The following is a 25,171-nucleotide window of genomic DNA, read 5'->3' on the forward strand; positions in this document are numbered from 1 at the left end:
TGCACACTCAAGCAGGCGTGGCGCCCGGACGCACGCCGTCCCCGGACGACGCCGGGAACGGGAGTTCCTCGACGTCCAGGTGCGGGTTCTCGTCCTGGGTGGCGACGAGCTCGTGCGCGTCCTCCTCGGACGCGACGCTGGGCATCGCGCCCGGCAGCGGTCGCTTCGCGGACTCGCGCATGAAGAACACCGCCACGGCACCGACGAGCGACGTCGCCATGAGGTACCCGGCGGGGACGAGGTCGTTGCCCGTCGCCTGCACGAGCGCCTCGACGATGAGCGGGGTCGTCCCGCCGAAGACGGCGACGGCGACGTTGAACGAGATCCCCATGCCTCCGTACCGGCTCGAGGTGGGGAACAGGGCCGGCAACGCGGAGGCCTGGCAGGCGATCCAGCACGCCACGGGCACAGCGAGCATCACCAGGCCGAGGAAGGTGGTGACGACGTTCCCGCGGCCGATGAGCCAGAAGATCGGCAGACCGAGCACCACCATCCAGCCACCGCCGAACCACATGACCGGCCGGCGGCCGACCCGGTCGGAGATCCGGCCCGCGACGGGCAGGAAGAAGGCGAGCACGACGAGCACCGGGATCGTCAGGAACGTGCCGTGCAGTTCGTCGTAGCCGAGGGACTGCGTGAGGTAGGTCGGCATGTAGCTCGTCAGGGCGTAGCCGACGCTGTTCGCCGCAGCCACGAGGGCGACCGCGATGACCATGGGCCGCCAGTGCCGGCGCACGAGTTCGACGGAGTTCTTCGGCGGCCCCTCGGCGGTGGCCTGCGCGGCGGAGGACTCCTCGTGGGCGTCCTGCGTGGCCTGGAACGCGGGCGACTCCTCGATCTTCAGCCGGAAGTAGATGGCGACCGAGCCGATGACGCCCCCGAAGAGGAAGGGGATGCGCCAGGCCCAGTCGAGCACCTGCTGCGCGTCGGCGAAGAACTGCACGAGCGTCACCACCGCTGCCCCGAGCGCGAAGCCGAGGTAGCTGCCGAAGTCGAGGAGGCTGCCGAAGAACCCGCGACGCGCGTCGGGGGCGTACTCGCTGACGAACGTCGTCGCCCCGGCGTACTCACCACCGGTCGAGAACCCCTGGACGAGCTTGAGCACGACCAGGAGCACGGGGGCGAGAGCCCCCACGGCCCCGTAGTCGGGCAGCAGCCCGATGAGGCACGTGGCGCTGGCCATGAGGATCAGCGTCGCGGCGAGGACCTTCTGCCGGCCCACGCGGTCACCGAGGCGCCCGAAGAACACCCCGCCGAGCGGACGCGCCAGGTACGTCGAGGCGAAGACGCCGAGGCTGAAGAGGAGTTGCAGCCCGGGGTCGGCGTTCGGCAGGAAGACGCGCCCCATGGTCGCGGCGAGGTAGCCGTAGACGCCGACGTCGTACCACTCCATGGTGTTGCCCACCACGGTCCCGCCGACGGCGCGGCGGAGCATGGAGCGGTCGACGACGGTGACGTCCTCGACCCGCAGGCGGCGGCGACCCGGCCGGGTCCCGCCCTTCACCGCAGGCCTCCACCCGTCAGCGCGGAAGGGGTCCGCTGTCGGTCAGGTTCCGTTCGTGAGTGGTCTGGCATTCGACCAAGGGTACCGAGGCAACGTTCCGACGCTACTGGACCCTTGTACCGGAACAACGGACGACGTCGTGGTGGGCGTCTCCGGAGGTGCTACTCCGTCGCGTCGTCCTCGAGGAGCTCGACGGCCGCGTGAGCGCGGTTGAAGAAGTCCACGGACACGATGACGGCGGCCTCGGCCCCGCGCCGCGTCACCACGAGGGGCTTGCGCAGCACCCCGTCGATCGCGGCCGACAGGTCGACTTCGGCCTCGTCGGCGTGCGGGTAGATGGCCGCCGCCGGATCCTCCTGCGCGTCCCGGCGGAACTCCGCCACCCGTTCACGGGCCTCGGCGTACTCGGCGGCGATCTCGGCCGCGGACGTGCTCTCGGTCGTGGGCCCGCTCACCGGTCCACCCCCACGTGCGGGGTGGTCGACGGGACGGTGCCCTCCGAGCCCGAGGGCGCGCAGGACCACTGCTCGCAGAACAGGGGGCGTTCGGCGTCCATGGGCCAACGCTAGTCCAGCGCCCCGGCCGGTGCACCACCGGCCGGGACGCCCTGGCCGTCAGTCCTGGGCGATGGACTTCCCGAGGGAGGCATACGCCGCGGCCGGCACCGACGGCTCCCCGCCGAAGACGACGCCCGTGGTGAGCGGCTTGGCCGCGTTGAGGCCGGCCAGCGCCGACCGGGCCGCCGGCGCCAGGTCCGGACCGGAGGTCAGCAGCAGCGGGCCCCCGAGGAGGCCGACGGCGGCCGAGCCGACGAGCGCGTCCGGCCAGTTGTCCCCCGTGGCCACGCCGACGACCTTCGTGCCGCCGGCCGCGCCCGTGAAGCGCTTCGCGACGAGGGCTGCGGTGTCGAAGCGGTCCACCCCCACGATCGCGCGGGACGCGCTGCCACCGGCGGCGGGCAGGGTCGCCGCGGCAGCCGCCGCCGCGCCCCCCACGGGGACGACGCGCGTGGCGCCCGGGTCCTTGGCCTGCAGGGCGGCCTTCGTGGCGGCCGGCAGGGTCGGCCCGTCCGTCAGCAGGACGACCCCGCCCGTGCGGGCGGCGAGCGCCGAGACGGCCAGGCCGTCGGGGAAGTTCACGCCGTTCGCCAGGTAGATCGGCGCGGTGTCGGTGCCCGGCGCCTGCGCGGCGACCTCGTCGGCGGTGCGGGCCGCGGTCTCGTAGCGGTCGTCACCGGCGATGCGCTTCACCGTGAAGTTCGGGGACAGGGCGGTGAGGGCGTTCTCCACCGCGGTCGAGACCGTTCCGCTGCCACCGAGGACGTAGATCGTCCCGCCCGGCGCGAGGACGCGGGAGATCTCGGTGCCCGTCGTCGTCGTGAGCTTGTCGGATTCCGTGAGCAGCAGGGGCGCGGCCGTCGCGGACGCCAGGCGGGCCCCGGCGAGGGCGTCGGCGTACTTCGTCGACGCGGAGACGACGACGGCCCCGGCCGAGGCCGCGGTCGGGAACAGGGTCTTCGAGGAGTTCACCGACGTCTCGATGCGGTCCTTGCCGGACAGGCGGCTCTGGGGCACGTCGAGGACGGGTTTGCGGACGGTCGCGTACGGGGTGACGGCCGCGGAGGCCGTGGAGTCCGCACCGGTGCCGAAGGAGTTCTTCGCCGCCACCGTGAACGTGTACTTCGACCCGTTCGCCAGGCCCGTGAGGACCTGCGTGGAGGACTGCGTCGCGGCGAACGTCACCGGGGTTGCGGGGACACCGTCCTTGACGGGGGTGACGACGTAGCCGGTGACGGGGTTGGTCCCGGCCACCGGGGTGGCCGCCTTCCAGGACACGACGGCCTTCCCGTCGCCGGCGACGGCGGTGGGGGCGGCCGGCGCGGCCGGCAGGGCGCCGACGGTGAGGGTGACGACCTGGTCGAAGTGCCCGCGGCTGTTGGACGCGCGGACCGTGAACGTCGTCGTGCCCGCCGTCGTCGGGGTTCCCGAGAGGACTCCCGTACCGGCCCCGAGGGTCAGGCCCGTCGGTGCCGTCGCGTCGACGAAGGACCACTGCGGCGTCGGGGTTCCCGTGGCCGCGAACTGGAAGGTGAAGGGTTTGCCGACCGCGGCCGCAGTCGGCGGGGCCGAGGTGATGCGCGGGGCGTCCACCGGTGCGGTGGAGGCGAACTGGGCGACCTGGGTGGCGTCGGCCAGCCACAGGTTCCCACCGAGCGTCGTCGCGACGGCGGTGGGGCTCGCCATCACGGCGGGGTCGATCGCGACGACGGAGACCGCACCACCGGTCATCTTCTTCAGACCGCCCACAGAGGGGTCGGCGAGGAACACGGTGCCGGACAGGTCGACGGACAGCGCGGTCGGCGAGCCGGTCGCCCCCGTGCTGCCGACGACGGACAGGACACCGGAGAGGGGGTCGACCTTGTCCACGGTGCGGTTCCCGGCGTCCGCGACGAGGACGTTCCCCGACGCGTCCACGGCCACGGCCGACGGCTTGTTGAGCGAGGAGGACGTCGCGGCACCCGGGACGGCCGCGGCGGCCCTGCCGTTGCCGGCGAAGACCCGCAGCGCACCGGTCGTGTCGAGCCTCTCGACCTGGTGGTTGAGGCTGTCGGCGATGTAGAGGTTGCCCGACGCGTCGGTCGCCAAGCCCGAGGGGTCGTGGAGGCTGGACGAGGTGCCCGGACCGTTGGTGGGGGCTGCCTCGACGCCGACCTTCCCGGCCACGACGGTGAGGGCCGCGGGCGGGGTGGCGGCCGTGGTGTCCACCTTCACGACGACGTCGTTGCCCGTGTCGGAGACGTAGAGGGTCTTGCCGTCGGGCGAGAGCGCGAGGCCGGTGGGGGTGCCGAACTTCCCGGCGGAGGGGATTCCCGCGGTGCCGTCGACGCCGGCCACGACGGTGACCGTGCCGTCGAGGGCGATCTTCTTCACGACGCTGTCCCCCGACTCGGCCACGTACACGACCCCGTTGCCGTCGACGACGACGGAGCTCGGCGCGTTGAGACCGGTGACGGGCAGCGGGGAGGCGGCGAGTGCGTAGTCGTACGCGGGCACCGCCTGGGCGGACGCTCCCCCGGCGACGATGCCGACCGGCAGGGACATCGCGAGCAGCCAGGTGGCGGGTCGGCGGAACCGGGCGACGGGACGGCGCGAGGCGGCGGGCGAGGCGGAGGTCACGTCTGGTCCATCGGCTCCCGCGGCCCGGAGGTGAAGACCGGCCCCGCCCCGCTGACACGCCGGCTGCGCTTGCGTTCGTACATCGCGACGTCCGCGGCGCGCAGGAGGTCCTGCGCCGCAACGGGTCCGCTCTGCACCGCCCACCCCGCACTGGCGCCGACGACGACGCGGTGCCCCAGGACCTCGACGGGACCGGACGACGACGCGACGAGGGCGTCCGCGACGCGTGCGACGGCCGCGGGGTCGTTCGTCGCGACGACGGCGACGAACTCGTCCCCGCCGAGCCGGGCGAGGAGGTCCTCCTCACGGACGACCGCCCGGAACCGGTGGGCCACCTGCACGAGCAGGTCGTCCCCGGCGTCGTGGCCGAAGCGGTCGTTGACGGGTTTGAACCCGTCGAGGTCCAGGTAGACCAGCCCGCGGTCACTGGTCCCCTCGAGGGCGCCGAGCAGCCCGCGGCGGTTGAGCAGGCCCGTCAGGGCGTCGTGGGTCGCGGCGTGCAGGAGTTCCGCGCCGTGCTCGGCCTGCTCGCGGGCCAGTGCGGCGGCCGCGTCGCGGTGCGCGCGGGCCAGCCGCACGGTGTCGGACAGGCCGACGACCGCCAGCACGGCGAGGACGGCGGCGCTCAGGTCGCCGGCAGTCCCGGTGAAGACGGGTTCGACGTCGCACCGCCGCGCGACCACCTGCGCGAGCCCCGAACCGCCCAGCACGAGGAGCGCGGAGGTCAGCAGGGACCGCCGCTGCGGATCGACCTGCAGGCTGCGGGACAGCAGCATCCCCAGGACGACGGGGTAGAGGAACCCCACCCCCGTCGCCACCGTCGCCGTGCCGACCCCGAGGGCGAGGACGCCCGTCCGCAACGCGGTCCGGCCCGTGGGGTCACCACCGCCGAGCCGGCGCTGCGCCCAGGCCGTGGTGGCGGCCGCGGTGGGCAGCCAGGTGAGCAGCTGCGCCGCGAGCCCGGCCTGCACGGCCCCGGCCATGGAGCCGAGGGACCAGGACGACAGGACGACGCAGGCCGCCGCGAGGACCACCGCGACCGCGTGGACCGCCTCGCGCCGGGCCGGGGGGACGACGGCACGCACGGTGGTTCCTCGGCTGTCCCGGGCCGCCGGGCGATGCGCCGTCCGGGGTGCACCGGCTCCCGGATCGACCGCCCGGCTACGGGACGCGGCCGCCGTAGATCGTCCGGAGCCACACGGTCAGCAGGACCTCGACCACGTCGTCCGCCGCCAGCCCGGGTTCCTCCCCGGCGAAGGCGGAGTGCAGGACCCGCTCGTTCATCCAGTTCAGGGCCACCGCGAGGTCGCGGGCCGGGGGTCCGTCGGGCGCGGTGCCGCGGGCCCGCTCGGCGTCGATCTCGGCGGCGGTCTCCTCGACGAACCGCTCCATCACGCCGTTCCACACCTCCCGGACGGCGGTGCTGGTCGCGCGGGCCTCGGCCGCGGCGAGCGTCACCGCGAGGTGGGAGCGGAACGTCCAGGCGATGGCCCCGATCACCTCGCGCCAGCGCGCCTCGACGTCCACCGCGGGCGAGGAGACGGCCTGGTCGCGGTGCGCGCGCGCCTCCGCGACCACCCGGTCGAGCAGCGCGAGCAGCACCGCTTCCTTGGACGGGAAGTAGAAGTAGAAGGTCGGCCGGGACAGGCCGGCACCGCGGGCGAGGTCGTCGACGGAGATGTCGGCGTAGGACTTCTCGCCCAGCAGCCGCTCGGCGGTGTCGAGGATGCCGCGTTCGCGCTCGTCCCCCCGGGGGCGGGACGTGCGGCGGCCCCGGACGACGGCGGTGGGCTCGCTCACCGGTCCGACTCTAGTGGGAGCCACGTTGTTCGACACCCTGTTGACAGACTCGACAGGGCGTTGAACAGTGGTCGCCGTGGACAGCGACGCAGCGACCGAGCACCTCGACGTCCTCGTGGTGGGAGCCGGCCTGTCCGGCATCGGGGCCGCCTGCCAGCTCGTGCGCCGACGGCCCGGGACGACGTTCGCCGTCCTGGAGTCGCGCGGTGCGATCGGCGGCACGTGGGACCTCTTCCGCTACCCCGGCGTCCGCTCGGACTCGGACATGTACACCCTCGGGTACTCCTTCCGGCCGTGGCGCGGCGGCAAGGCCATCGCCGACGGCGCCTCGATCCGGGAGTACGTGCAGGACTCGGCCCGGGAGTTCGGGGTGGAGGAACGCGTCCGGTTCCACCACCGCGTCGTCTCCGCGGAGTTCTCGACCGCGACCGCGCGCTGGACCGTCGTCGTCGAGCGACCCGCGACCGACGGCGGAACGGAGCGGGCCACCCTCACCTGCGGGTTCCTCCTGAGCTGCACCGGCTACTACCGCTACGACCGGGGTTTCACCCCGGAGTTCCCCGGGACCGCCGAGTTCACCGCGGCCGGGGGCCGGGTCGTGCACCCGCAGCACTGGCCGGCGGACCTCGGCGCGAGCGGCAAGCGGTTCGTCGTCATCGGCAGCGGCGCCACCGCGGTGACGCTCGTCCCGAACCTGGCCCGCGACGCCGAGCACGTGACGATGCTGCAGCGCTCCCCCAGCTGGGTGCTCGGGCTGTCCTCGCGCGACCACCTCGCAGACCGGTTGCGCGGCCGGGTTCCCGAGCGGATCTCCTACCCCCTCGTGCGCGCCAAGCACGTGGCGCTGGCGACCGCGACGTACCAGTTCAGCCGGCGCCGACCCCAGAAGGCGCGCGAGTGGCTGCGCAGCAAGGTCGCCGCGAAGCTCCCCGCGGACTTCGACGTCGACCGGCACTTCACGCCCCGGTACGACCCGTGGGACCAGCGCGTCTGCTTCGTCCCCGATGGCGACCTGTTCCGCGCCCTGCGCTCGGACAAGGCCTCGGTCGTGACCGACGGGATCGACACCTTCACCCGCGACGGGATCCGGCTCGCCTCGGGTCGGGAGCTCCCCGCCGACGTCGTCGTGACCGCCACCGGCCTGGACCTGCTGTTCCTCGGCGGGATGGAGCTCGCGGTCGACGGTGAACGGGTCGACCCGGCGCAGTCCGTCGTGTACCGGGGGATGATGCTCTCGGGGATCCCGAACTTCGCCTTCGCCCTCGGGTACACCAACGCCTCGTGGACGCTCAAGGTGGACCTGGTGACCGAGCACGTCTGCCGGCTGCTGGACCTCATGGACCGGCGCGGCCACCGCGTGGTGCGCCCGGGGTCCCCGACCGATCCGCAGCGGCGGCCGCTCATCGACCTGGACTCCGGGTACGTGCGCCGGGCGGCGGGACGGCTTCCGCAGCAGGGGGTCGCGAGTCCGTGGCGCCTGCGGCAGAACTACCCCGCGGACCGGTGGACGTTGAAGCACCGCCGCGTGGACGACCGCGCGCTGGAGTTCTCGTGACCCTCGCCGAGCCCCGCACCGTCGCACTGGGGGACGGCCTGCGCGCCCGCTACCGCGTGCAGGGCGAGGGCGACCCCGTCCTGCTGCTGCACGGGATCGGCTGCAGCCTGGAGGACTTCGACGAGCAGGTGGCCCTCCTGTCGGAGGGGTTCCGCTGCTGGGCCGTCGACCTCGCGGGGTTCGGTGGTTCCGACCCGCTGCCCGTCCCGAACAGCGTCCCGCGGCTCGCGGCCTCCGTCGCGGCGTTCACTGACGCGGTCGGGATCGACGCCCCGGTCCACGTCGTCGGGAACTCCCTCGGCGGGGCCGTCGCGCTGCAGTTCGCCGTCGACCACCCCGAACGCGTGCGGACGCTCGCCCTCGCGGACCCGGCCGGTTTCGGTCGCGAGGTCACCGTGGCGCTGCGCCTGCTGACCGTCCCGTTCCTCGCGCGGCGCCTGCTCGAACCCAGCACCGAGGCGTCGCGGCGGACGCTGCGGGCGGTGTTCCACGACCGCGACCTCGTCACCGCCGACCGCGTCGCCCGCGCCGAGGCGCTCAGCCGGCGACCCCACGGCGCCCGCGTCATGCACGAGACGGCACGCTCGCTCGGAACCCCGGTCGGGGTGCGCCGCGGGTGGCGCCGCCGGCTCCTGCGGGGTGCCGCGGCGAAACCCGTCCCGACGCTCGTCGTGTGGGGCGAGCAGGACCGCATCCTGCCCGCGACCCACCTCGAGGCCGCGCGCCGCGCCCTTCCCCACGCCCGCACCCACCTGTTCCCCGCGACCGGCCACATGCCGCAGATCGAGCGGGCCGGGGAGTTCGCGGAACTGCTCGAGGAGTTCTGGACCACCACCTCAGGAGGAACGGCATGACCCCCACGGATCTCCCCACGACGATGCGCGCCCAGCGCCTCCACGTCCCGACCCGGACGATGACGGTCGAGGACGTCCCCGTCCCCCGGCCGGGACCGGGTGAGGTGCTCATCGACGTCGCCTACTGCGGGATCTGCCACTCCGACCTCGGCCTGCTCGACGGCACGTTCAGCGACCCCCGCGGTCCGGAGACCATCACCCAGGGGCACGAGGCGTCGGGGACCATCGCCGCGGTCGGCGTGGGCGTCACCGGGTGGGCCGTCGGGGACCGCGTCGTCCCGGCCGCCGGGCGTCCCTGCCTGCGGTGCGACCGCTGCCGCCGCGGGGACCTCGTGAACTGCGACGACCTGATGCTCATGGCCTTCGCCTACGACGGCGCGTGGGCGGAGTACACGATCGCGCAGGCCGGGGGCCTCACGCGCGTGCCCGACGGCGTCCCGCTGGACCAGGCCGCCCTCCTGGCCGACGCCGTCTCCACCCCGTTCGGCGCCGTCGTGCACACCGCCGCCGTCCAGCCCGGCGAGGCCGTCGGCGTGTGGGGCGTCGGCGGCGTGGGGACCCACCTCGTGCAGCTCGCGCGGCTCGTGGGCGCGGTGCCCGTGATCGCCGTCGACCTCGACCCCGCGGTGCGCGAGCGGGCCCTCGCCGTCGGCGCGGACCTCGCCCTCGACCCGGCCGACCCCGACCTGCGGCAGAAGATCGCCGAGGCCACCGACGGCCACCTCCTCGACGTCGCGTTCGACGCGGTCGGCCTCAAGGCGACGTTCGAGCAGGGACTCGCGATGCTCGCCCCGCGCGGTCGCGTCGTCGGCGTCGGGCTGTCCGGCCAGGAGATCTCCCTCGGGACGTCCCTGGCGTTCAACCTGTCCCGCAAGCAGGCCCTGGGCCACCTCGGCTACAAGAACTCCGACATCGGGACGCTCGCGCGGCTGGTCGCCGGCGGCCGCCTCGACCTGTCCCGGTCCGTCAGCACCGTCGTGCCGCTGGAGGACGTGCAGGAGGGGATCCGCCGGTTGCACGAGCGGGACGGGAACCCGGTGCGGGTGCTCGTCCAGCCCTGAGGCCGTTCCGGAACGGCGCCTCACGGCCGTTCGGGCGATGAAGTTGAAGACGCAACGGGGGCGCGTCGATGAACCACCGTGTTCCGCACCAGGAGGGCTCGTCGCACCGCTCGCCGCGCTGCTGCCGTCCTCCTGTTGACCGTCGCCGCCGCGACCGCCGTCGCCCCCGCGCAGGCCGCCGGCCCCGTCGGGTACGCCGCGACCGTCCTGGCGGGCGGGTCCTCCGGAACCCCGGTGACGAGCCCCAGCAACGCCACGGTCGTCGACGGTGCACTCACCTGGGTCAGCTCGTCCCAGCGCGCCGTCTGGCGACGGGCCGCGGACGGCACGACGGCGGTCCTCGCGGGAATCCCCGGCGCCTCAGGGCGACCCACCCCCGGTCCCGCGACGGCCTCGACCTTCGTGCAGCCCAACGACGTGGCCGTGGACGGGGCGACGACCTACGTCGCCGACGGGGGCGGATACCTCCTCGCCGTCCGCGGCGGAACGCTGAGCGTCGTCGCCGGTACGGGCAACACCGCCCCCGTCCAGGGCGCGCCCGCGACGGGTTCCGGGCTCGGGTCGCCGTACGGCCTCGCCGTCGACACCGACCACACCGTCTGGCTCGCCTCGATGGGCGCCCTCACCCACGTGCGCGCCGACGGCACGCTCGACGTCTTCTCGCCGACCAACGTCCAGGAACTGCGCGACGTCGCCGTGGGTCCGGACGGGACGGTGTGGGTGGCCGACTACCGCGCGGGCGACGTGAAGCGGCTGGACCGGTCGACGGGCGCGCTGGTCCGGGTCCCGGAGCTCAGCGGCTCCGGCGGGCTCAGCGGGTTCCCCACGAGCATCGCCGTCACCACCACCGGCGACGTCCTGACGACGTTCGCCTACGGCAGCGGCCTCGTCCGCTGGCGCGCGGGCCGCGTCGACGTCCTCGCCCTGACCACCGGCACCGGGACGGCTGACGCCGCCTCGTTCGACGTCACGACGGTCTCGACCGGGTCGGGTGGTCTCGTCGACGTCGTGGGCGGCGGCTCCACCCCGCGGATCGCCGCCATCGCCGAAGGGTCCGCAGCCCGCTGCGTGCCCGGCCCGGTTCCCGTCGCCACCGAGGGCTCGGCCTACTCCCACCGGTTCGGGACGTCCGGCTGGCCGGCACCGACGGTCGCCCTGGCCGCCGGTTCCGTGCTGCCCGCCGGGTTGTCGCTGAGCAGCGACGGACTGCTCAGCGGGACTCCCGTCACGGCCGGTTCCTCCACGTTCGACCTGACGGTGTCCAACCGGTACGCGACCGACTCGTGCACCGTCACGTTCCAGGTGGATCCGGTGGCACCGCCGCCCCCACCCCCGGCGCCGACGACGTCCACCACCAGCTCCAGCGTCACCGCGACTCCCACCACCGCCACCGCGATCCCCACGACCACCGCCACCACCGCCACGGCCACCGCGACTGCGACCGCGACGACTCCGGTCGTCGCGTCCCCGACCCCGGTGCCGACACCTCCGCCGACGGCGACCCTTCCGCCGGTCCCGTCCGAGACCCCGTCCGCGACCCCGTCGACCGACGGACCCACGCCGCCCACGACGCTGTCGCCCACCACCACGCCCACCACCACGCCCACCGCCACGCCGACCGCCGTCGCCCCCTCCGCCACGGCGACCGTGGAACCCCTCCCGCCGGCGCCCAGCACGACCGCCACGCCCAGCACGGCCTCCGCGCCGAGGACCACGACACCGGCCCCCACGACGCCACGCCCGTCGCTGCGTGGCACCGCGACCACGGACCTCCCGGCGGTCGAGCCCCCGTCGTCCCCGGCCCCTTCGACGCGCACGACCCCGCCGCCGGCATCCCCCACGACGGCCCACGCCGTGGCCGGGCCGGAGAGCACGACGGCGCCACCCACGCAACCGACCTCCGGTGCGGCAGCGCTTCCGGTGCCCCGTGAACCCGGCTCCGGGTCGTCGGTGCGGCGGAACGTCGGGCCGGCGGTGGTCCTGGACGCCGTGGCGGCCGGGGTGCAGCAGGTGGCGATGGCCCTCGTCGCCCAGCGCCAGGTGTCCGTCGGCGTGCTGATCGTCGTCGCCGCGTTCCTGCTGGTGCAGGACCGCCTGGACCGCAGCGACCCCAAGCTCGCGGCAGCTCCACTGGTCCCGCTGCCGGACCTGCCGTACGAACCACCCACGAACCACGAGGACCACCGATGAGCAGGTCACCCCGCACCAGACCGACGTCCCTGGTGAGCTTCTCCGAACGCATGGCGTGGGTCCTGCTCGTCCGCCTTCTCGTGATCGCGATGCCCGTCGGCGCCTACTGGCTGCTGCCCTCGGAGCGCACCGCGACCTGGGCCGAGGTCGTGCAGCCCGCCGTCGCCACGGCGCTCGTGGCCGCCGCGACGTCCTGGAAGCGCCTCCCGCGACGCGCCTCCATCACCGTCCTGGGTTTCGGGCTCCTCGTCGACGGCGCCTACCTCGGCTGGGTCCTGCACTGCCTGCACGGTTTGCTGGGTCCCGTCCCGCGGATCGCGGTCGTCTACGTCCTGGCCCTGACGCTGCTCGCCTCGTTCCGCACGGGCGTCAAGGTGACGTTGTGGCACTCGATCGTGCTGGTGCTGGTCTTCGAGTTCGAGCAGGTGGGGATCCTGCCCGACACCTCCCCGGCCGCCGGCCCCGGCCACCTGCGCTGGCACCTGCTGTCGCTGTGGGTGCTCGTGGTCACCGTGGCGGCCTTCGCGGCCGCGAACGAGCGGGAGCTGCGCCGGCGCCGTTACGACAGCGACCTGCTGCGACGGTTCGGACTGGACGCCGAACGCTGCACGACGGGGACGGAGGTGGGTTCGCTGTTGGCCGTGCTGGGCCGGGACGAACTGCTGGCGCGCCGTGCCGCGGTCCTGCTGGTGCACAGGGACGGAGCCGGTGAGGAGACGCCCACGGTCCGGGCGACCTGCGTCGTGGCCCAACCCGACGGCGTGCGGGAGGTCCGCTGGTCCGGCCCCGTCCCCACCGGCGGCGCCCTGGCCGACGCCCTGACGTCCCGGGTCCCCGTGCTGCGCAGCGCCGACGACGACCCCGTCCTGGCCGACGTGCTGCCGGGTGCGGGTCGGGTCGTCCTCGTCCGCGCGAACGTCCCCGGGTCCTCGACGGTGGTACTGGTGCTGGAGGAACCCGGCGGCCGTCACCGCCTCCGACCGGGTGGGGTTCCGCAACGGCTGGTGACGACCGCGGAGCAGGCCACCGTGCAGGCCGCGTCCACCGTGGCCCGCACCGAACTCGTGGACCGGTTGCGCACGGCGGCGGCGACCGACGGCCTGACGGGTGTGGGGAACCGCCGCGCCCTCGACCAGGCCATCGCGGCCGCCGTCGACGACGCGCGGAACGCCGGGAAGACGCTGTCTGTCCTGCTGCTCGACCTCGACCACTTCAAGCGTCTCAACGACACCCACGGCCACGAGGCCGGGGACGACGCGCTCCGCGCAGTAGGCGGGCTGCTGCGGACGGACATCCCTGCCGGTGCGTTCGCCGCCCGCTACGGCGGGGAGGAGTTCTGCGTCGTCCTGCCCGACGGCGTCGACGGAACGGTCACCGCGGAGGCCTTGTGCCGCAGGGTGCGCAGCCTCGACGTGCCCGGGCCGCTGACCGTCAGCGTCGGGGTTTCGTCGCTACCTGGCGACGGTGTGAGCGCACGGGAGCTCCTGCACGCCGCCGACACCGCGTTGTACGACGCGAAGCGCGCAGGTCGGGACCGGGTGGTCGTCGCCCGGCACCGCGAGGAACCGGACCTCCGGGTCACCACGTAGTCGGTCCGGCCGACGCCCCGCACGCCTGCCGCGAACTGGTCGCGTCCCACCCGCACGACCACCGCCCCGACAGGCGGTGGAGGCAGGGGGTGCAGAACTGCGCCGGCACCTCGAGAGGTGCCGGCGCAGTCCACGGAGCGCCCCTGGGGGCAGCCGCGAGGTGTCACATGGGGGGCATGAGCACCGAGTCGACGAGGTAGACCGTGGCGTTGGCGGTCTGCACGTTGCCGCAGATGACCTTGGTCGAGTCGTTGACCGTCATGGCGTCGGGGGTTCCGCCGACCTTGACCGTGCCCCCCTGCACGGTGGGGACGGTGCCGGCGTCGATGAGCTGCTGCGGGGTCATGCGTCCCTGGACCACGTGGTAGGTCAGCACACTGGTCAGCGTCTTCGCACCGTCGGCGGTCTTCAGGGAATCCACCGTCTGCGCCGGCAGCGCCTGGAACGCGGAGTCGACGGGGGCGAAGACCGTGAACTGTCCACCGTTGAGGGTGTCGACGAGGTTCACCTGCGGGTTCAGCTTGCCCGAGACCGCCGCGGTCAGCGTCGTCAGCAGCGGGTTGTTGGAGGCGGCGGTGGTGACGTTGTCCTGGGCCATGCCCTCCACGGACCCGGCACCGCTGGGCACCTGGGCCGCGTAGTCCGCGCAGCCCGACCCAACCGGCGTGGTGTCACCCATCGAGGAGTCGGAGGTCATGGTGTCGCTGGGGCTGGACGACGTGGTCGAGCTCGAGCTGGACGAACTGGACATGGAATCGCTCGGGGCGCTGCCGGCCGTGTCGTCGGAACCGCCGCAGGCCGAGACTCCCAGTCCCAGGGCACCGACCAGTGCCAGAGCGGAGAACGTGCGCTTGCCGGTGGAAGTCATCATCATCGTGGCTCACTCCTCGCTGTGTGCCCGGGCGACGTTCGCCCGGGCCCGGCGCCCCGCCACCCTCGCGAGCTCGTGCTCGCTGGTGGCCGATGCGCCTTCATCACCTCTACTTCGGTGCTGCTCGGGCGATGGTTTGGTCTGAACCGGATCCAGGTGGTCCGTCGTGGTCCGGCGGGACCGGCCCGCCCCTCTCGGACCGGCTCGCGGCGGGGTCAGGCGACGGTGAAGAACTTGCTGGGCCAGCCCGAGGAGCCGTCCGGGATGGGTTTGACGACGTCCTGCGTCTGGAGCCGTCCGGAACCGTCGGTCGCCCGGGCGCGCACGGTGTGGTTCCCCGGGGTGGCACCGTCCCAGGCGTAGGTCCACTGCACCCACGTGCTCTCGTTCACCGTGGGCACCAGGGTGGCCTCGACCCAGTCCTCCTCGTCGATGCGCACCTCGACCTTGCTGATCCCGCGGGTCTGGGCCCAGGCCACCCCGGCGATCGGCACGGTCTGCCCGGAGGCGACCTTGGCGAAGGAGGCGGGGACGTCGACGCGGACGGCCGTCTTGATCGGCGCCTGCTGCGCCCAGCCGCGGTCGGTCCAGTACGCGGTCTTCGCGTCGAACCGGGTCACCTCGATGTCGGTGATCCACTTGCAGGCCGAGACGAACCCGTACAAGCCGGGCACGATCATCCGGGCCGGGAACCCGTGCACGTCAGTGAGGGGTTCACCGTTCATCCCGATGGCGATCATCGAGTCACGGCCGTCGGTGGCGTCGGCGATCGGGGTGGAGATGGTGAAACCGTCGGTGGAGGTGGAGAACAGCATGTCCGCCTCCTGCGACAGGCCGGCCCGGTCCAGCAGCGTGGTCAGCGGCACTCCCAGCCACCGCGCGTTGCCCACCAGGTTCCCGCCGACCTCGTTGGAGACGCAGGTCATCGTCATCCACCGTTCGTGCAGGTCTTCCTGCAGCAGGTCCGCGAAACTGACGGTGACCTCCCGGTCGACCATGCCGTGGATGCGCAGCGACCAGGACGACACGTCGACCTGCGGCACCGACAGGGCGGTGTCGACCCGGTAGAAGTCCTTGGCGCTGGTCACGTACGGGGTGATGCCGTCGATCGAGTCCACGCCCGGCGGGAGAGCCGACGCCGCGGACGCCGGCGCGGGCAGCCGGATGTCGGCGCGCGACGCGGCGACGGAGTTCGAGCGGTTCACCACCGTTCCGCCCCCGGCGCTGACCACGGCGGCCCCGGCGACCGTGCCGAACAGCACCGAGCGGCGCGAGAGGAGTCCACCGGCCCGCGGGGTTCGACCTCGCACCGCCCGGGTCAGCACGACCAGCGCGCCGGCCCCGGCCAGGGTGCCCACCGTGGACGGCAGCCAGCTCAGCGCGGTGGCGTCGGGACGGTTCGCCGTCGCGCCGACGGCCGCCGCCCCCAGGACCGCGACGGCGAGCAACCCGACCCGCAGCGACCGCCTGGCCACCAGCCCGACGAGGACGAACAACAGCACCAGGGTGGCGTACAGGCTGCCCAGCAGCACCGCCTTGTCGGACTGGCCGAACTGCCGGATCGCCCACTCCTTCAGCCACTCCGGGGTACGGGCGATGAACTCCTGCCCGACCCCGAGCACCGGGTCGGCCGATCGGGTGATGAAGGAGGCCAGCAGCGTTCCCACGCCCAACGTCAATCCGCCGGAGAGCAACCCGGCCCCCACCGCCGTCCACCAACGCCCCGGTGGGCGTCGGCCCGACCGATCGCCCCGCTCCTCGGCGTCCCTCGAGCTGCGACGGTGCATCAGCATCTCCCCTCGATCCACGGCCCACGACGTGCCGTCGACCTCACCTCCCTCATTCGGAGCCACCACCCCCGCAGATGAGGTCGATCCCCTCACGGAGCCTCAGAGGCCCGCTCCGCGGTCGCTCCTGCGCTGGTCCCCCGCCGACCGGGAACGATCCGTGGCTGCGCCGGACGGCGGACGGCACGCCATCGCACCCAACCCCAACGCGATCGGTGACGAAGGAGGGAGGCGGGACCACCGCCGCAGCACTCGCGACAGCGGGTCTGCATCTCCAGACGCTCAGGAAGACTTCCGATGTCCCAGCCGCAGGTGGATGCCACCAGGATCCGCGACCACGTCCACCGCCTGGCCCAGCAGCACCCACCGGTGGACCTGGCCAGCGCCGACTACACCGTCCACGACCGCCGCGCGGTCCGGGCCCGGTTCGGTCACGTCATGGACTACATGGCCCGCGTGGAGATGGAGGTCGAACGCAACGTCCTGGAACTGGCCGTCCTGCTGCCCGGCGTGAGCCAGACCGACCGCACGTTCTACGCCGACGTGTGGGGCCCCCAGGAGGAGCACCACGGCATCCTGCTGGACACGCTGGGCCAGCACCTGGGCCTGCCGCCTGTCACCGCCAACACCGGCGAGGTCCCGGCCCGGGTGCGCGTCCTGGGGGCTCTGGCCCACCTCCCGGTGGTCCACGAGGTCATCCGACTGCTCTACTACCTGACCGGTGCGGCCACCGAGAAGTCCGCGATGCTGGCCTACCAGGCCATGAGCGACGGCCTGGCCCAGATGGGTGAGGACCCGATCAAGGAGACGGTCGTCGACGCCATCAAGGTCCAGGAACCAGGCCACTTCGCCTTCTACCGCCTCTCGGCGACGGAGATGGTCCAGTCGGGCGCCATCGCCGGCTGGCAGCTGCACCTGGCCCGCTTGCTGCGATCGCGCCGCTACGGCCTGGTGGGCGCAGGCACCCGCGAGCAACGCACCGACTTCGGCGGGGTCGTCGTCGAACTCGGCCTGGACCAGCAGCTGGAACGCAACGTGCGCGACATCTCCCGCCTGGAGACCCAACTGCTCTGGGCGCACCGCCAGGGCCTGCAGGTGCCGGGCTACGCCCTCGCCGCGTTCCGCGAGGCCGCGCAGATGTACCGCTCCCGGCTCGGCGCCGACGGAGGCCCAATGGCCGCGTGAGTCGCGGATCCCCACCGCCCGCGGACGGCAGAACGCTGCACCGCACCCTCCGGGCGATCCGTGGTGTGAACGCGCAGCAGGGCACGCGGCGCGTCCGGTGCTGCATCATGACTGGTTGTGAGCGCTCTCCACTCCCTGCGGTCCGACCTGCCCGCGCGGGTGGTGAGGTCGTGAAGTGGCCGGCGGCGGTGATGCTGCCGCCCGAACCGGACGCGGTGCTGGACCGCTTCGCCTCCCTGGCCGCGAGCACCTTGCGGTCTCCCATGGCGGTGCTGTCACTGCTGAGCAGCGACCGGGAGATCGTCCTGCCGGGAGCGTCGGGGATGCCCGCGCCGTGGCAGCAGGAGCGGGTGATGGCCTGGGCCCACTCCCTGTGCCGTCACGCCGCCGCCTCGGCCGAGCTGGTGGTCGTGGACGACGTCCGCACCGACCCCCACGCGCAGGACTACCGCGAGGCGGTCGGCCACTTCGGGGTCGGTGCCTGGATCGCGGCCCCGCTGAGGTTCTCCAGCGACTTCACCCGTCTCTTCACGACGGACGAGGCCGACACCCCGGGCGGGCGGACCTCGCCGCGCCCCCCGCCCGGCGCTTCCCCAGGTCCCGGCACTGCGAGTTCCGGGCGCTCCGGCGCAGGGCCCACGGACGCGGGAACCACCGCGGAGGCGGACACCGTCGCAACCGACGACGTCAGCGTGGGCCGGGAGCGGGAGCAGGACCGCCTGCTGCAGACGCTGGACAACCTGTGGTCCGACACCGAACCGGGGTACGGCACCCCCGAGGAGGACCAGCACCCGGACGGCGGTGGCGAGCCGGTCGTCTGGGGTGTGCTGTGCGTGATGGACACCGTCGCCCGGCGCTGGAGCGAGCGGGACCGCGAACTGCTGCAGGACCTGGCCGCCGCTGCGGCCGCCGAACTCCGCTCACGCGTGCTGACCTCTCGCGCAGTGGCCGCCGAACGGCAGATGGCCACCGCCCTGGCCGCCTCCACCGCCGTGCACACCCGCAGCCAGCTCCTGTTGAGCTTGTCCCGCGGTCTGTCGCAGGCGGAGACCGTCGTCGACGTGTCCGACATCCTCACCGCTCTGCTGCGCGGACAGCTGGGTGTGGACCACTTCGGTCTGCTCATCCACGAGGTCGAGCAGCGCCAGGCCCGGTACGTGGACATGTCCACCTTCCCACCCGGCACCGATCCGGCCTGGGCGCAGTTCGACCTGCGGACGGCCACCGCCCCCGCCGCCCGCGCCGTCGCCGACGGCGTCTCCTTCTTCTGCGACGACCGTGACGCGGTGCTCGCCACCGATCCCCAGCTGGCCGCCCAGGGTGTCTGGGACTTCCCCGGCGCGGTGGTGATCGTCCCGTTGCTGGCCGGCGCCCGACACCGCGGCCAGCGGACGCTGGGGGCCCTGGTGCTGGTCTGGCCCACCCCCCGTGACACCTCCGACCCGGCCGACCAAGCGCTGTGGACGGCCCTGGCCGACTACACCGCGCAGACGCTGGCGCGGGTGGTGAACGCCACGCAGCGGCGCGCCGGCGCCGAACAGCTGCAGCGCTCGATGCTCACCGCGCTCCCCGAACCCGACCACCTCGAGATCCGCGCCCGCTACGTCCCCGCCGCCCGCGGGGAGGAGGTCGGCGGCGACTGGTACGACGCGGTCCTGTCGCCCGACGGCGCGACGACCCTGGTCATCGGTGACGTCACCGGCCACGACATGGCCGCCGCCGCCCAGATGGGGCAACTGCGTTCGGTGCTGCGCACCCTCGTCGACGCCTTCGACGAATCCCCCGCCGCGCTCCTGGACCGGCTCGAACCGGCCAACCAGCGGTTGGGTGTGCACGCGCTGGCCACGGCCGTCGTGGCGCGCATCGAACAGGACCCCGATCAGGACGTGGCGGCCGGTGGACGTGGCTGGCGGCGGTTGCGCTGGTCCAACGCCGGCCACCCCTGCCCCGTCCTGCTGCACCGGGACGGACGGACCGAAGCCCTGCAGACCGACAACGACCTGCTGCTGGGGCTGAACACGGGCCACCCACGGCACGACCACGTCCACGACCTGCCGCCGGGCTCGCTGCTGCTGCTCTACACCGACGGCCTCGTCGAGCACCGCGGCCGCAGCCTGGACGACGGCCTGGCCGAGCTGCGCCGGGTGCTCAGCCAGCACGCCGACGTCCCCGTCACCGACCTGCTCGACGTCCTGCAGCGGGAGTTGATCGGCCCCGACCCCGAGGACGACTGCGCAGTTCTGGCCATCCGGATGCACCCCGAAGACCGCCCCAGGCCCACCGAAGCCGGCCCGCAGCACACCGACATCCCCCCGCTGCAGCCCACGGCGGACCCACCCGCGTTCCCTGCCGCGGGCCTGGTTCCTGAGCCGTCGGCCCCCGGCCTTGAGCCGCACGGTGACGAAACGAGACCGGCCGGGACTGTGGGTTTGCTGGACGCCCGCAGCACCGAGCTCGTGCTGGACCCCGACCCGGCCGCGGTCGCCCGGGCGCGGTCCTTCGTCCACGACTTCTGCTGCCGCCTGCCCGCGTGCGGAGACATCTGCGACACCTTGCAACTGCTGGTCAGCGAGGTCGTCACCAACGCCTTCCTGCACGGGCGCAGCCAGGCTCGGCTGCAGGTGACGGCCACCGCCACGTCGCTGCGCCTGGAGGTCAGCGACGACAACTCGGCCCTGCCCGCGCTGAGCGCCGCCGACCCCGATGCTCTGGGCGGACGCGGCATGGCCCTGATCGAGGCCCTGACGAGCGCCTGGGGTGTGCGGGAGGACCCGGTCGGCAAGACCGTCTGGTTGGAGCTGACCAGCGAGGCCGAGGAGGTGTGACGCCGGGTCCCGCCGAGACCCGGCGCCGCGTCTGGGCCGGCATCCCGGTGGAGCTCGACCGCCCGTCCCGCTGATCGTCGGGTCCGTCGACCCGAACGCGGCGGAGCCCGGAGCACAGCTCGAGGGGCGTGAGGACGTGCTCACACCCTTCGTGGAACCAGGGCCTCGGCCCCGTCCCCGGGGGCAGGGGCTCGGTCTGGATCCACCCGGACCTGCCGCCATGGTGGATTCCCAGGTGCTCCGTGACGCGCCAGCCCGCCCGCCCGACACACGGCGCGCGACTCCCCGGTCACTTGGGGTGGTGGTGTCGAGTGCGATCGGGCATGGTGATCGACAGACCGACCGGGCAGGCCATCCACGGCGCCGGTGGATCCGAACGAGCACTGCCGGCCGGTCTCCCACCACGAGGACGGGCCGCAGGCAAGACGTCACCGGTCTCCCCGGTGGTGTGGCGACGGCGCCGGCCACGGTGCCCGGACAGAAAGCTGGCCATGTTCAAGAAGACCCTCCTCGTCGACATGATCAACCGCAGTTCCGAGACCCCCGCCGACCGCAGGAACTTCCTGCGCGGCATGGGCCTGCTGTCCGCCGGCGCCGTCGGCGCCGGACTCGTCGGAACCGCCACCGCCGAATCGGCCTCCGCGGCCACCCCCAGCGAAGGCAGCGTCCTCAACTTCGCCTTGAACCTGGAGTACCTCGAAGCCGAGTTCTACTGCTACGCCGCCTACGGCCACGGCCTGGCCGACGCCCTCGCCACGGGCACCGGCACCCAGGGCGGGGTCACCGGCGGGCACCGCGTCCCCTTCAAGTCCAAGGCGATGCGCTACTACGCCGAAGAGATCGCCAACGACGAGATCGCCCACGTGAAGTTCCTGCGCACCGCCCTCGGCTCGGCCGCCGTCTCCCGCCCGGCCATCAACCTGCAGGAGTCCTTCACCGGAGCCGCCGTCGCCGCCGGCGTCATCAAGCAGGGCGAAACGTTCGACCCCTTCTCCTCCGAGGCGTTCTTCCTGCTCGGCGCCTTCCTCTTCGAAGACGTCGGGGTCACCGCCTACAAGGGCGCCGCCCCGCTCATCTCCACCCCCGCCTACCTCGAAGCCGCCGCCGGCATCCTCGCCGTCGAGGCCTACCACTCCGGCATCGTGCGCACCCTGCTGTACGAGAACGGCCTGGACGCCCCCACCAACCTCATCTCCGACGCCCGCGACGCCCTCGACGGGGCAGGCGCCGACAAGGACCAGGGCATCACCGTCGGTTCCGGCGGCCGCGCCAACCTCGTCCCGACGGACGCCAACAGCATCGCGTTCAGCCGCACCCCGCAGGAGGTCCTGAACATCGTGTACCTGACGCCGGGCACCGGGGTCACCAAGGGCGGGTTCTACCCCAACGGCCTCAACGGCGAGATCGCCACCAGCTGACCGGCACCCGTGTCGCTGATCCACCCACTCTCGACCTTCCGCACACCTTGGAGCACACGACCGTGAAGAAGCACACCTTCGCCACCGCCGGGCTGGCCCTGCTCGTCGGCCTCGGCGGCGCTGCCGCCGTGGCAGCCCCCGCCCAGGCCGCGACCGGTTTCAAGTTCGACGACCGCATCTCCGGCTCGGACCGGTTCGCCACCGCCGTCGCCGCGTCCAAGCTGCTCGAACCCGTCGACGGGTCGGCCACCGACGTCGTCATCGTCAACGGGTACGCCACCGTCGACGGCCTCACCGCCTCCTACCTGGCGGGTCTGAAGTCGGCGCCCATCCTCTACACCGACACCAACGCCGTCCCGGCGGTCACCGCCGCAGAGATCGCCCGCCTGGGCGCGAAGAACGTGTGGATCATCGGCGGCACCAACCGCGTCTCGTCCGCGCAGGAGGCCGCCTGGAAGGCCGCCGGCAAGGACGTCACCCGCATCGCCGGCGCCGACCGCTACCAGACCGCCGCCCTGGTCGCCGAGGCCGACGACTCCGGGGACGCGCCCGAGCAGGTCTTCATCGCCTCGGGCACCTCCACCGCTGACGCCCTGGCCGCCGGACCCGTCGCCTGGGCGAAGAACTACCCGATCCTGCTCACCGAGGCCGGGTCCCTGCCCACCGCGACGTCCGACGCGCTCACCAAGCTCGGCACCACCGACCGGGTCGTCCTGGGCAGCACCAGCTCGGTCTCGGACGCCGTCTACGCGCAGGCCAAGGGTACGTCGCGGCTGGGCGGCACCAGCCGTCAGGACACCGCCACCAAGATCGCCGACTACGCCACCAGCAGCCAGAACTTCGACACCCAGTCCGTCGCCCTGGTCGGCGGCGCCGACAACACGGCGGCCGACGCCCTGTCGGCCGCACCCGTCGCCGGGTCGCAGGGGGTGCCGCTGCTGTTCATCGACTTCAACGGCTCCCTGGGCGCCACCACCACCGCCTACCTGTCCGCGCACAAGGCCAGCTACACCGGCCGCGGCACCGGCTGGATCTTCGGTGGAACCCCGTCCGTCCCGCAGGCCGCGGCCGACGCCGCCACCGCCGCCGTGCAGTGACGGTACGAGGGAGCGACTCCCCGCGAGGGCACTAGCCCGCGCGGGACGTTCGACGCAGTGACACAGCCGTGCGGTGGTCCTGAAGTTTCCAGGGCCACCGCACGGCTGCGTGGAGCTGGTCGCGACGGCTCCGCGGCCTGAGCCACCCCACACCCGGCGGTCAGAGCGGGGCGGTCAGTTCCAGGTTGATGTCGTCCGGGTCCTGGATCGACAGGATCTGCATGTTCTGCTCGGACAGCTCGATGATCTCCCCGTGTTCCACCCCTGCCGCGGACAGGCGCGCGGCCGCCGCTTCCAGGTCGGCGCGCGAGGAAACCGCCAAGCTCACGTGGTCCAGACCAACGCGGCTGGATGTGAAGGTCTCACCGGCAGCACCGGGAACCGGGCGCAAGCCGAGGATCTGGTCCCCGACCTCGAACACGACACCGCCGTAGAGGCGCTGCGGGTCGTCGACGGCGGTGGGGTCAGTCAGTTCGGACGTGTTGTCGATGGCCGGATCAGCGCCCAGCAGGTGGCTGTAGAAAGTCCGGGACCGTTCGATGTCGCTGACCGACAGGCGGACGTGGTGCAACCCGGTGGGCCGGGACACCGGCTGGTCGGCCGCGGAGGCAGTGGAGCTGGTCATGCTGGTGAGCATGCTGCGCGCACCGCCGAGGCGCACCCGGAACTCCAGCTGACGACTCGGCGCCGACCGACGGCCCGGAGTGATGGGTTGCGCACTGACAGTTGCCTCTTGGTGCAGACCAGACCACAGGGGTGTCGGCTCCGAACACACCCCATGACCGACATCACCGCGCACCACGGACTGTTCAAGGACACGAACCTGCACGTCGACGACACCGGTGGCAACGGTCGTCCCGTCGTGCTGATCCACGGCTGGCCGCTGTCCGGCGAGTCCTGGTCCGAGCAGGTCCCGGCCCTGGCCGCCGCGGGGTACCGCGTCCTCACCTACGACCGCCGGGGTTTCGGCCGCAGCGACAAGACCCGCAGCGGCTACGACTACGACACCCTGGCCGAGGACCTGCATGCCCTCCTGGAGCAGCTCGACCTGCGCGACGTCACCCTCGTCGGCTTCTCGATGGGCGGCGGTGAAGTCGCGCGGTACGTGAGCAACCACGGCACCGAACGCCTGCACAGCGTCGTCTTCGCCGGTGCGGTGCCCCCCTACATGGCCAAGACCGACGACAACCCGCAGGGACCGTTGACCAAGGAGCTCGCCGACGAGATGGAGGCCGGCCTCAAGGCCGACGAGGCATCTTTCTACGACGGGTTCGTCACGGGCTTCTTCTCCGTCGACGGCGACCTGAAGGTCACCGAGGCCCAGCGCCAGGACGCGATCGCCCTGACGCAGCAGGCCGACCACACGGCGGCGCTGAAAGCGATGGAGTCCTTCGGCACGACCGACTTCCGCGAGGACCTGCCGAAGATCACGGTGCCGACCCTGGTCATCCACGGCGACTCCGACGCGATCGTCCCGCTCGAGGGTTCCGGCGCCCTCACCCACGCCGCGGTCCCGGGCAGCCGGCTGCACGTCGTGGCCGGCGCCCCGCACGGTTTCAACGTCAGCCACGCCGAGGAGTTCAACCGCGTCCTGCTGGAGTTCCTCGCCTCCTGACCCCCACTGATCTCCTGCCGGTCACCGCACGGACGTGCGACGAGGAACTGCCGTGCGGTGCCGGCACCGCTGATGACGCACGGCCCGGGACGCCGATCGCAACGATCGGGGTGCCCCACGAGCGGTTCCGATGTCCGCTCAGCGGAAGCCGGTGGTTCTTCGTCGACGGGGCCGAAGACGTTCCCTACAGCAACGAGGTCTGGATGTGGCGCAGACAGCGCCGTCGACCGCTCGCGCGGGGCCTGGCCCTGGACAGCGAGCTGTTCACCACGCTCAACCCGTACCAGCAGCTGAAGCGGGAGATCCACAACGTTCTGCACGAACCTGTCGCGTGGGTCTCCCAGGCGCGGGTGACGCAGTCCCCGCTCTCGGCGCTCGTGCGCCGGCCCCTGCCGTGGCGCCCGGTCCGCGTCGTGCTGGTGCTGACGTCTACGCACGTGGTCGTCTTCTCCACCGGGGACGTGTCCTCGCCCTTCGAAGAACCGTCCTTCGAACGGTTCACCCTGACCGACGCGCGAGCGGTCGGTCGTCGGCAGATCAGGGTCATGGACGTCCGAGGCCGTGTTCGGTGGTTCCGTCTGGAACCCCACGAACCCCCGGCCCGTGGATTCCTCACCCAGCCGCGCAGCTACCGCGCGCGATGA

General features: G+C 72.9%; 19 protein-coding genes. 11 read left to right on the forward strand and 8 right to left on the reverse strand.

The window, feature by feature from the left end:
• Positions 1-7: 7 nt before the first annotated feature.
• The 5 genes from ACFEMC_RS19665 to ACFEMC_RS19685 all read right to left on the reverse strand — a co-directional run bounded on the left by ACFEMC_RS19665 (position 8) and on the right by ACFEMC_RS19685 (position 6,480).
• A complete protein-coding gene (locus ACFEMC_RS19665; RefSeq protein WP_380171189.1) occupies positions 8-1,504 on the reverse strand; it encodes an MFS transporter in 1,497 nt (498 codons plus the stop codon).
• Between the two features lie 161 nt (positions 1,505-1,665).
• Positions 1,666-1,959, reverse strand: coding sequence for a hypothetical protein (locus tag ACFEMC_RS19670; protein WP_380171190.1), 294 nt, complete (start codon positions 1,957-1,959; stop codon positions 1,666-1,668).
• Between the two features lie 159 nt (positions 1,960-2,118).
• Positions 2,119-4,680 (reverse strand): cell wall-binding repeat-containing protein, encoded by a 2,562-nt coding sequence (locus ACFEMC_RS19675; protein WP_380171191.1) that lies wholly within the window; start codon positions 4,678-4,680, stop codon positions 2,119-2,121.
• Positions 4,677-5,765 carry a diguanylate cyclase domain-containing protein gene (locus ACFEMC_RS19680; protein WP_380171192.1) on the reverse strand — a complete coding sequence of 363 codons (1,089 nt, stop codon included), beginning with the start codon at positions 5,763-5,765 and terminating at the stop codon, positions 4,677-4,679. The genes ACFEMC_RS19675 and ACFEMC_RS19680 overlap by 4 nt, the downstream gene beginning before the upstream one ends.
• A gap of 76 nt (positions 5,766-5,841) precedes the next feature.
• Complete coding sequence (locus ACFEMC_RS19685) at positions 5,842-6,480, reverse strand: TetR/AcrR family transcriptional regulator (protein ID WP_380171193.1); 639 nt, start codon at positions 6,478-6,480, stop codon at positions 5,842-5,844.
• Positions 6,481-6,556: 76 nt separating this feature from the next.
• On the opposite strand from ACFEMC_RS19685, the gene ACFEMC_RS19690 reads away from it, so the two are divergent.
• The 5 genes from ACFEMC_RS19690 to ACFEMC_RS19710 all read left to right on the forward strand — a co-directional run bounded on the left by ACFEMC_RS19690 (position 6,557) and on the right by ACFEMC_RS19710 (position 13,729).
• A complete protein-coding gene (locus tag ACFEMC_RS19690) occupies positions 6,557-8,035 on the forward strand; it encodes a flavin-containing monooxygenase (RefSeq protein WP_380171194.1) in 1,479 nt (492 codons plus the stop codon).
• Positions 8,032-8,889: an alpha/beta fold hydrolase gene (locus ACFEMC_RS19695; RefSeq protein ID WP_380171195.1), complete on the forward strand. Its 858-nt coding sequence runs from the start codon at positions 8,032-8,034 to the stop codon at positions 8,887-8,889. Before ACFEMC_RS19690 ends, ACFEMC_RS19695 begins: the two co-directional genes overlap by 4 nt.
• Positions 8,886-9,950, forward strand: coding sequence for a zinc-binding dehydrogenase (locus ACFEMC_RS19700; protein WP_380171196.1), 1,065 nt, complete (start codon positions 8,886-8,888; stop codon positions 9,948-9,950). The genes ACFEMC_RS19695 and ACFEMC_RS19700 overlap by 4 nt, the downstream gene beginning before the upstream one ends.
• 135 nt (positions 9,951-10,085) lie before the next feature.
• Positions 10,086-12,140, forward strand: a complete 2,055-nt coding sequence (locus tag ACFEMC_RS19705) for a hypothetical protein (protein WP_380171197.1) — start codon at positions 10,086-10,088, stop codon at positions 12,138-12,140.
• Entirely contained in the window at positions 12,137-13,729 is a 1,593-nt protein-coding gene (locus ACFEMC_RS19710; RefSeq protein WP_380171198.1) for a diguanylate cyclase, read from the forward strand. Before ACFEMC_RS19705 ends, ACFEMC_RS19710 begins: the two co-directional genes overlap by 4 nt.
• A 163-nt stretch (positions 13,730-13,892) precedes the next feature.
• Here the strand turns inward: ACFEMC_RS19710 and ACFEMC_RS19715 are convergent, their stop codons facing one another.
• Together ACFEMC_RS19715 and ACFEMC_RS19720 are read right to left on the reverse strand one after the other, a co-directional pair.
• The gene (locus ACFEMC_RS19715; RefSeq protein ID WP_367637418.1) at positions 13,893-14,597 is read right to left on the reverse strand and encodes a fasciclin domain-containing protein; all 705 of its coding nucleotides are present in this window, start codon (positions 14,595-14,597) and stop codon (positions 13,893-13,895) included.
• A gap of 218 nt (positions 14,598-14,815) precedes the next feature.
• Positions 14,816-16,267 (reverse strand): molybdopterin-dependent oxidoreductase, encoded by a 1,452-nt coding sequence (locus ACFEMC_RS19720; protein WP_367637281.1) that lies wholly within the window; start codon positions 16,265-16,267, stop codon positions 14,816-14,818.
• 417 nt (positions 16,268-16,684) lie between these two features.
• Between ACFEMC_RS19720 and ACFEMC_RS19725 the strand changes: the two genes are divergently transcribed.
• The 4 genes from ACFEMC_RS19725 to ACFEMC_RS19740 all read left to right on the forward strand — a co-directional run bounded on the left by ACFEMC_RS19725 (position 16,685) and on the right by ACFEMC_RS19740 (position 22,912).
• Positions 16,685-17,572: a GTP-binding protein LepA gene (locus tag ACFEMC_RS19725; protein WP_367637280.1), complete on the forward strand. Its 888-nt coding sequence runs from the start codon at positions 16,685-16,687 to the stop codon at positions 17,570-17,572.
• A 170-nt stretch (positions 17,573-17,742) separates the two neighbouring features.
• Complete coding sequence (locus ACFEMC_RS19730) at positions 17,743-20,397, forward strand: SpoIIE family protein phosphatase (RefSeq protein ID WP_380171199.1); 2,655 nt, start codon at positions 17,743-17,745, stop codon at positions 20,395-20,397.
• 491 nt (positions 20,398-20,888) lie between these two features.
• Entirely contained in the window at positions 20,889-21,815 is a 927-nt protein-coding gene (locus ACFEMC_RS19735; RefSeq protein ID WP_380171200.1) for a ferritin-like domain-containing protein, read from the forward strand.
• 62 nt (positions 21,816-21,877) lie between these two features.
• Positions 21,878-22,912, forward strand: coding sequence for a cell wall-binding repeat-containing protein (locus tag ACFEMC_RS19740; protein ID WP_367637277.1), 1,035 nt, complete (start codon positions 21,878-21,880; stop codon positions 22,910-22,912).
• A gap of 160 nt (positions 22,913-23,072) precedes the next feature.
• On the opposite strand, the gene ACFEMC_RS19745 is transcribed toward ACFEMC_RS19740, so the two are convergent.
• Entirely contained in the window at positions 23,073-23,573 is a 501-nt protein-coding gene (locus ACFEMC_RS19745; RefSeq protein WP_380171201.1) for a VOC family protein, read from the reverse strand.
• A gap of 117 nt (positions 23,574-23,690) precedes the next feature.
• Here ACFEMC_RS19745 and ACFEMC_RS19750 point away from each other — a divergent pair, with 117 nt between their 5' ends.
• Positions 23,691-24,527, forward strand: coding sequence for an alpha/beta fold hydrolase (locus tag ACFEMC_RS19750; protein ID WP_380171202.1), 837 nt, complete (start codon positions 23,691-23,693; stop codon positions 24,525-24,527).
• 203 nt (positions 24,528-24,730) lie between these two features.
• Entirely contained in the window at positions 24,731-25,171 is a 441-nt protein-coding gene (locus ACFEMC_RS19755) for a hypothetical protein (protein ID WP_380171203.1), read from the forward strand.

Source organism: Kineococcus sp. DHX-1 (assembly GCF_042473625.1).
Lineage (GTDB): Bacteria > Actinomycetota > Actinomycetes > Actinomycetales > Kineococcaceae > Kineococcus.

Bases quoted from the DNA above. Each gene is read 5' to 3' on its own strand.
- ACFEMC_RS19700 (WP_380171196.1), top strand. From the start codon at position 8,886: ATGACCCCCACGGATCTCCCCACGACGATGCGCGCCCAGCGCCTCCAC.
- ACFEMC_RS19710 (WP_380171198.1), top strand. From the start codon at position 12,137: ATGAGCAGGTCACCCCGCACCAGACCGACGTCCCTGGTGAGCTTCTCC.
- ACFEMC_RS19755 (WP_380171203.1), top strand. From the start codon at position 24,731: ATGTGGCGCAGACAGCGCCGTCGACCGCTCGCGCGGGGCCTGGCCCTG.
- ACFEMC_RS19735 (WP_380171200.1), top strand. From the start codon at position 20,889: ATGTTCAAGAAGACCCTCCTCGTCGACATGATCAACCGCAGTTCCGAG.
- ACFEMC_RS19715 (WP_367637418.1), bottom strand. From the start codon at position 14,597: ATGACTTCCACCGGCAAGCGCACGTTCTCCGCTCTGGCACTGGTCGGT.
- ACFEMC_RS19750 (WP_380171202.1), top strand. From the start codon at position 23,691: ATGACCGACATCACCGCGCACCACGGACTGTTCAAGGACACGAACCTG.
- ACFEMC_RS19725 (WP_367637280.1), top strand. From the start codon at position 16,685: ATGTCCCAGCCGCAGGTGGATGCCACCAGGATCCGCGACCACGTCCAC.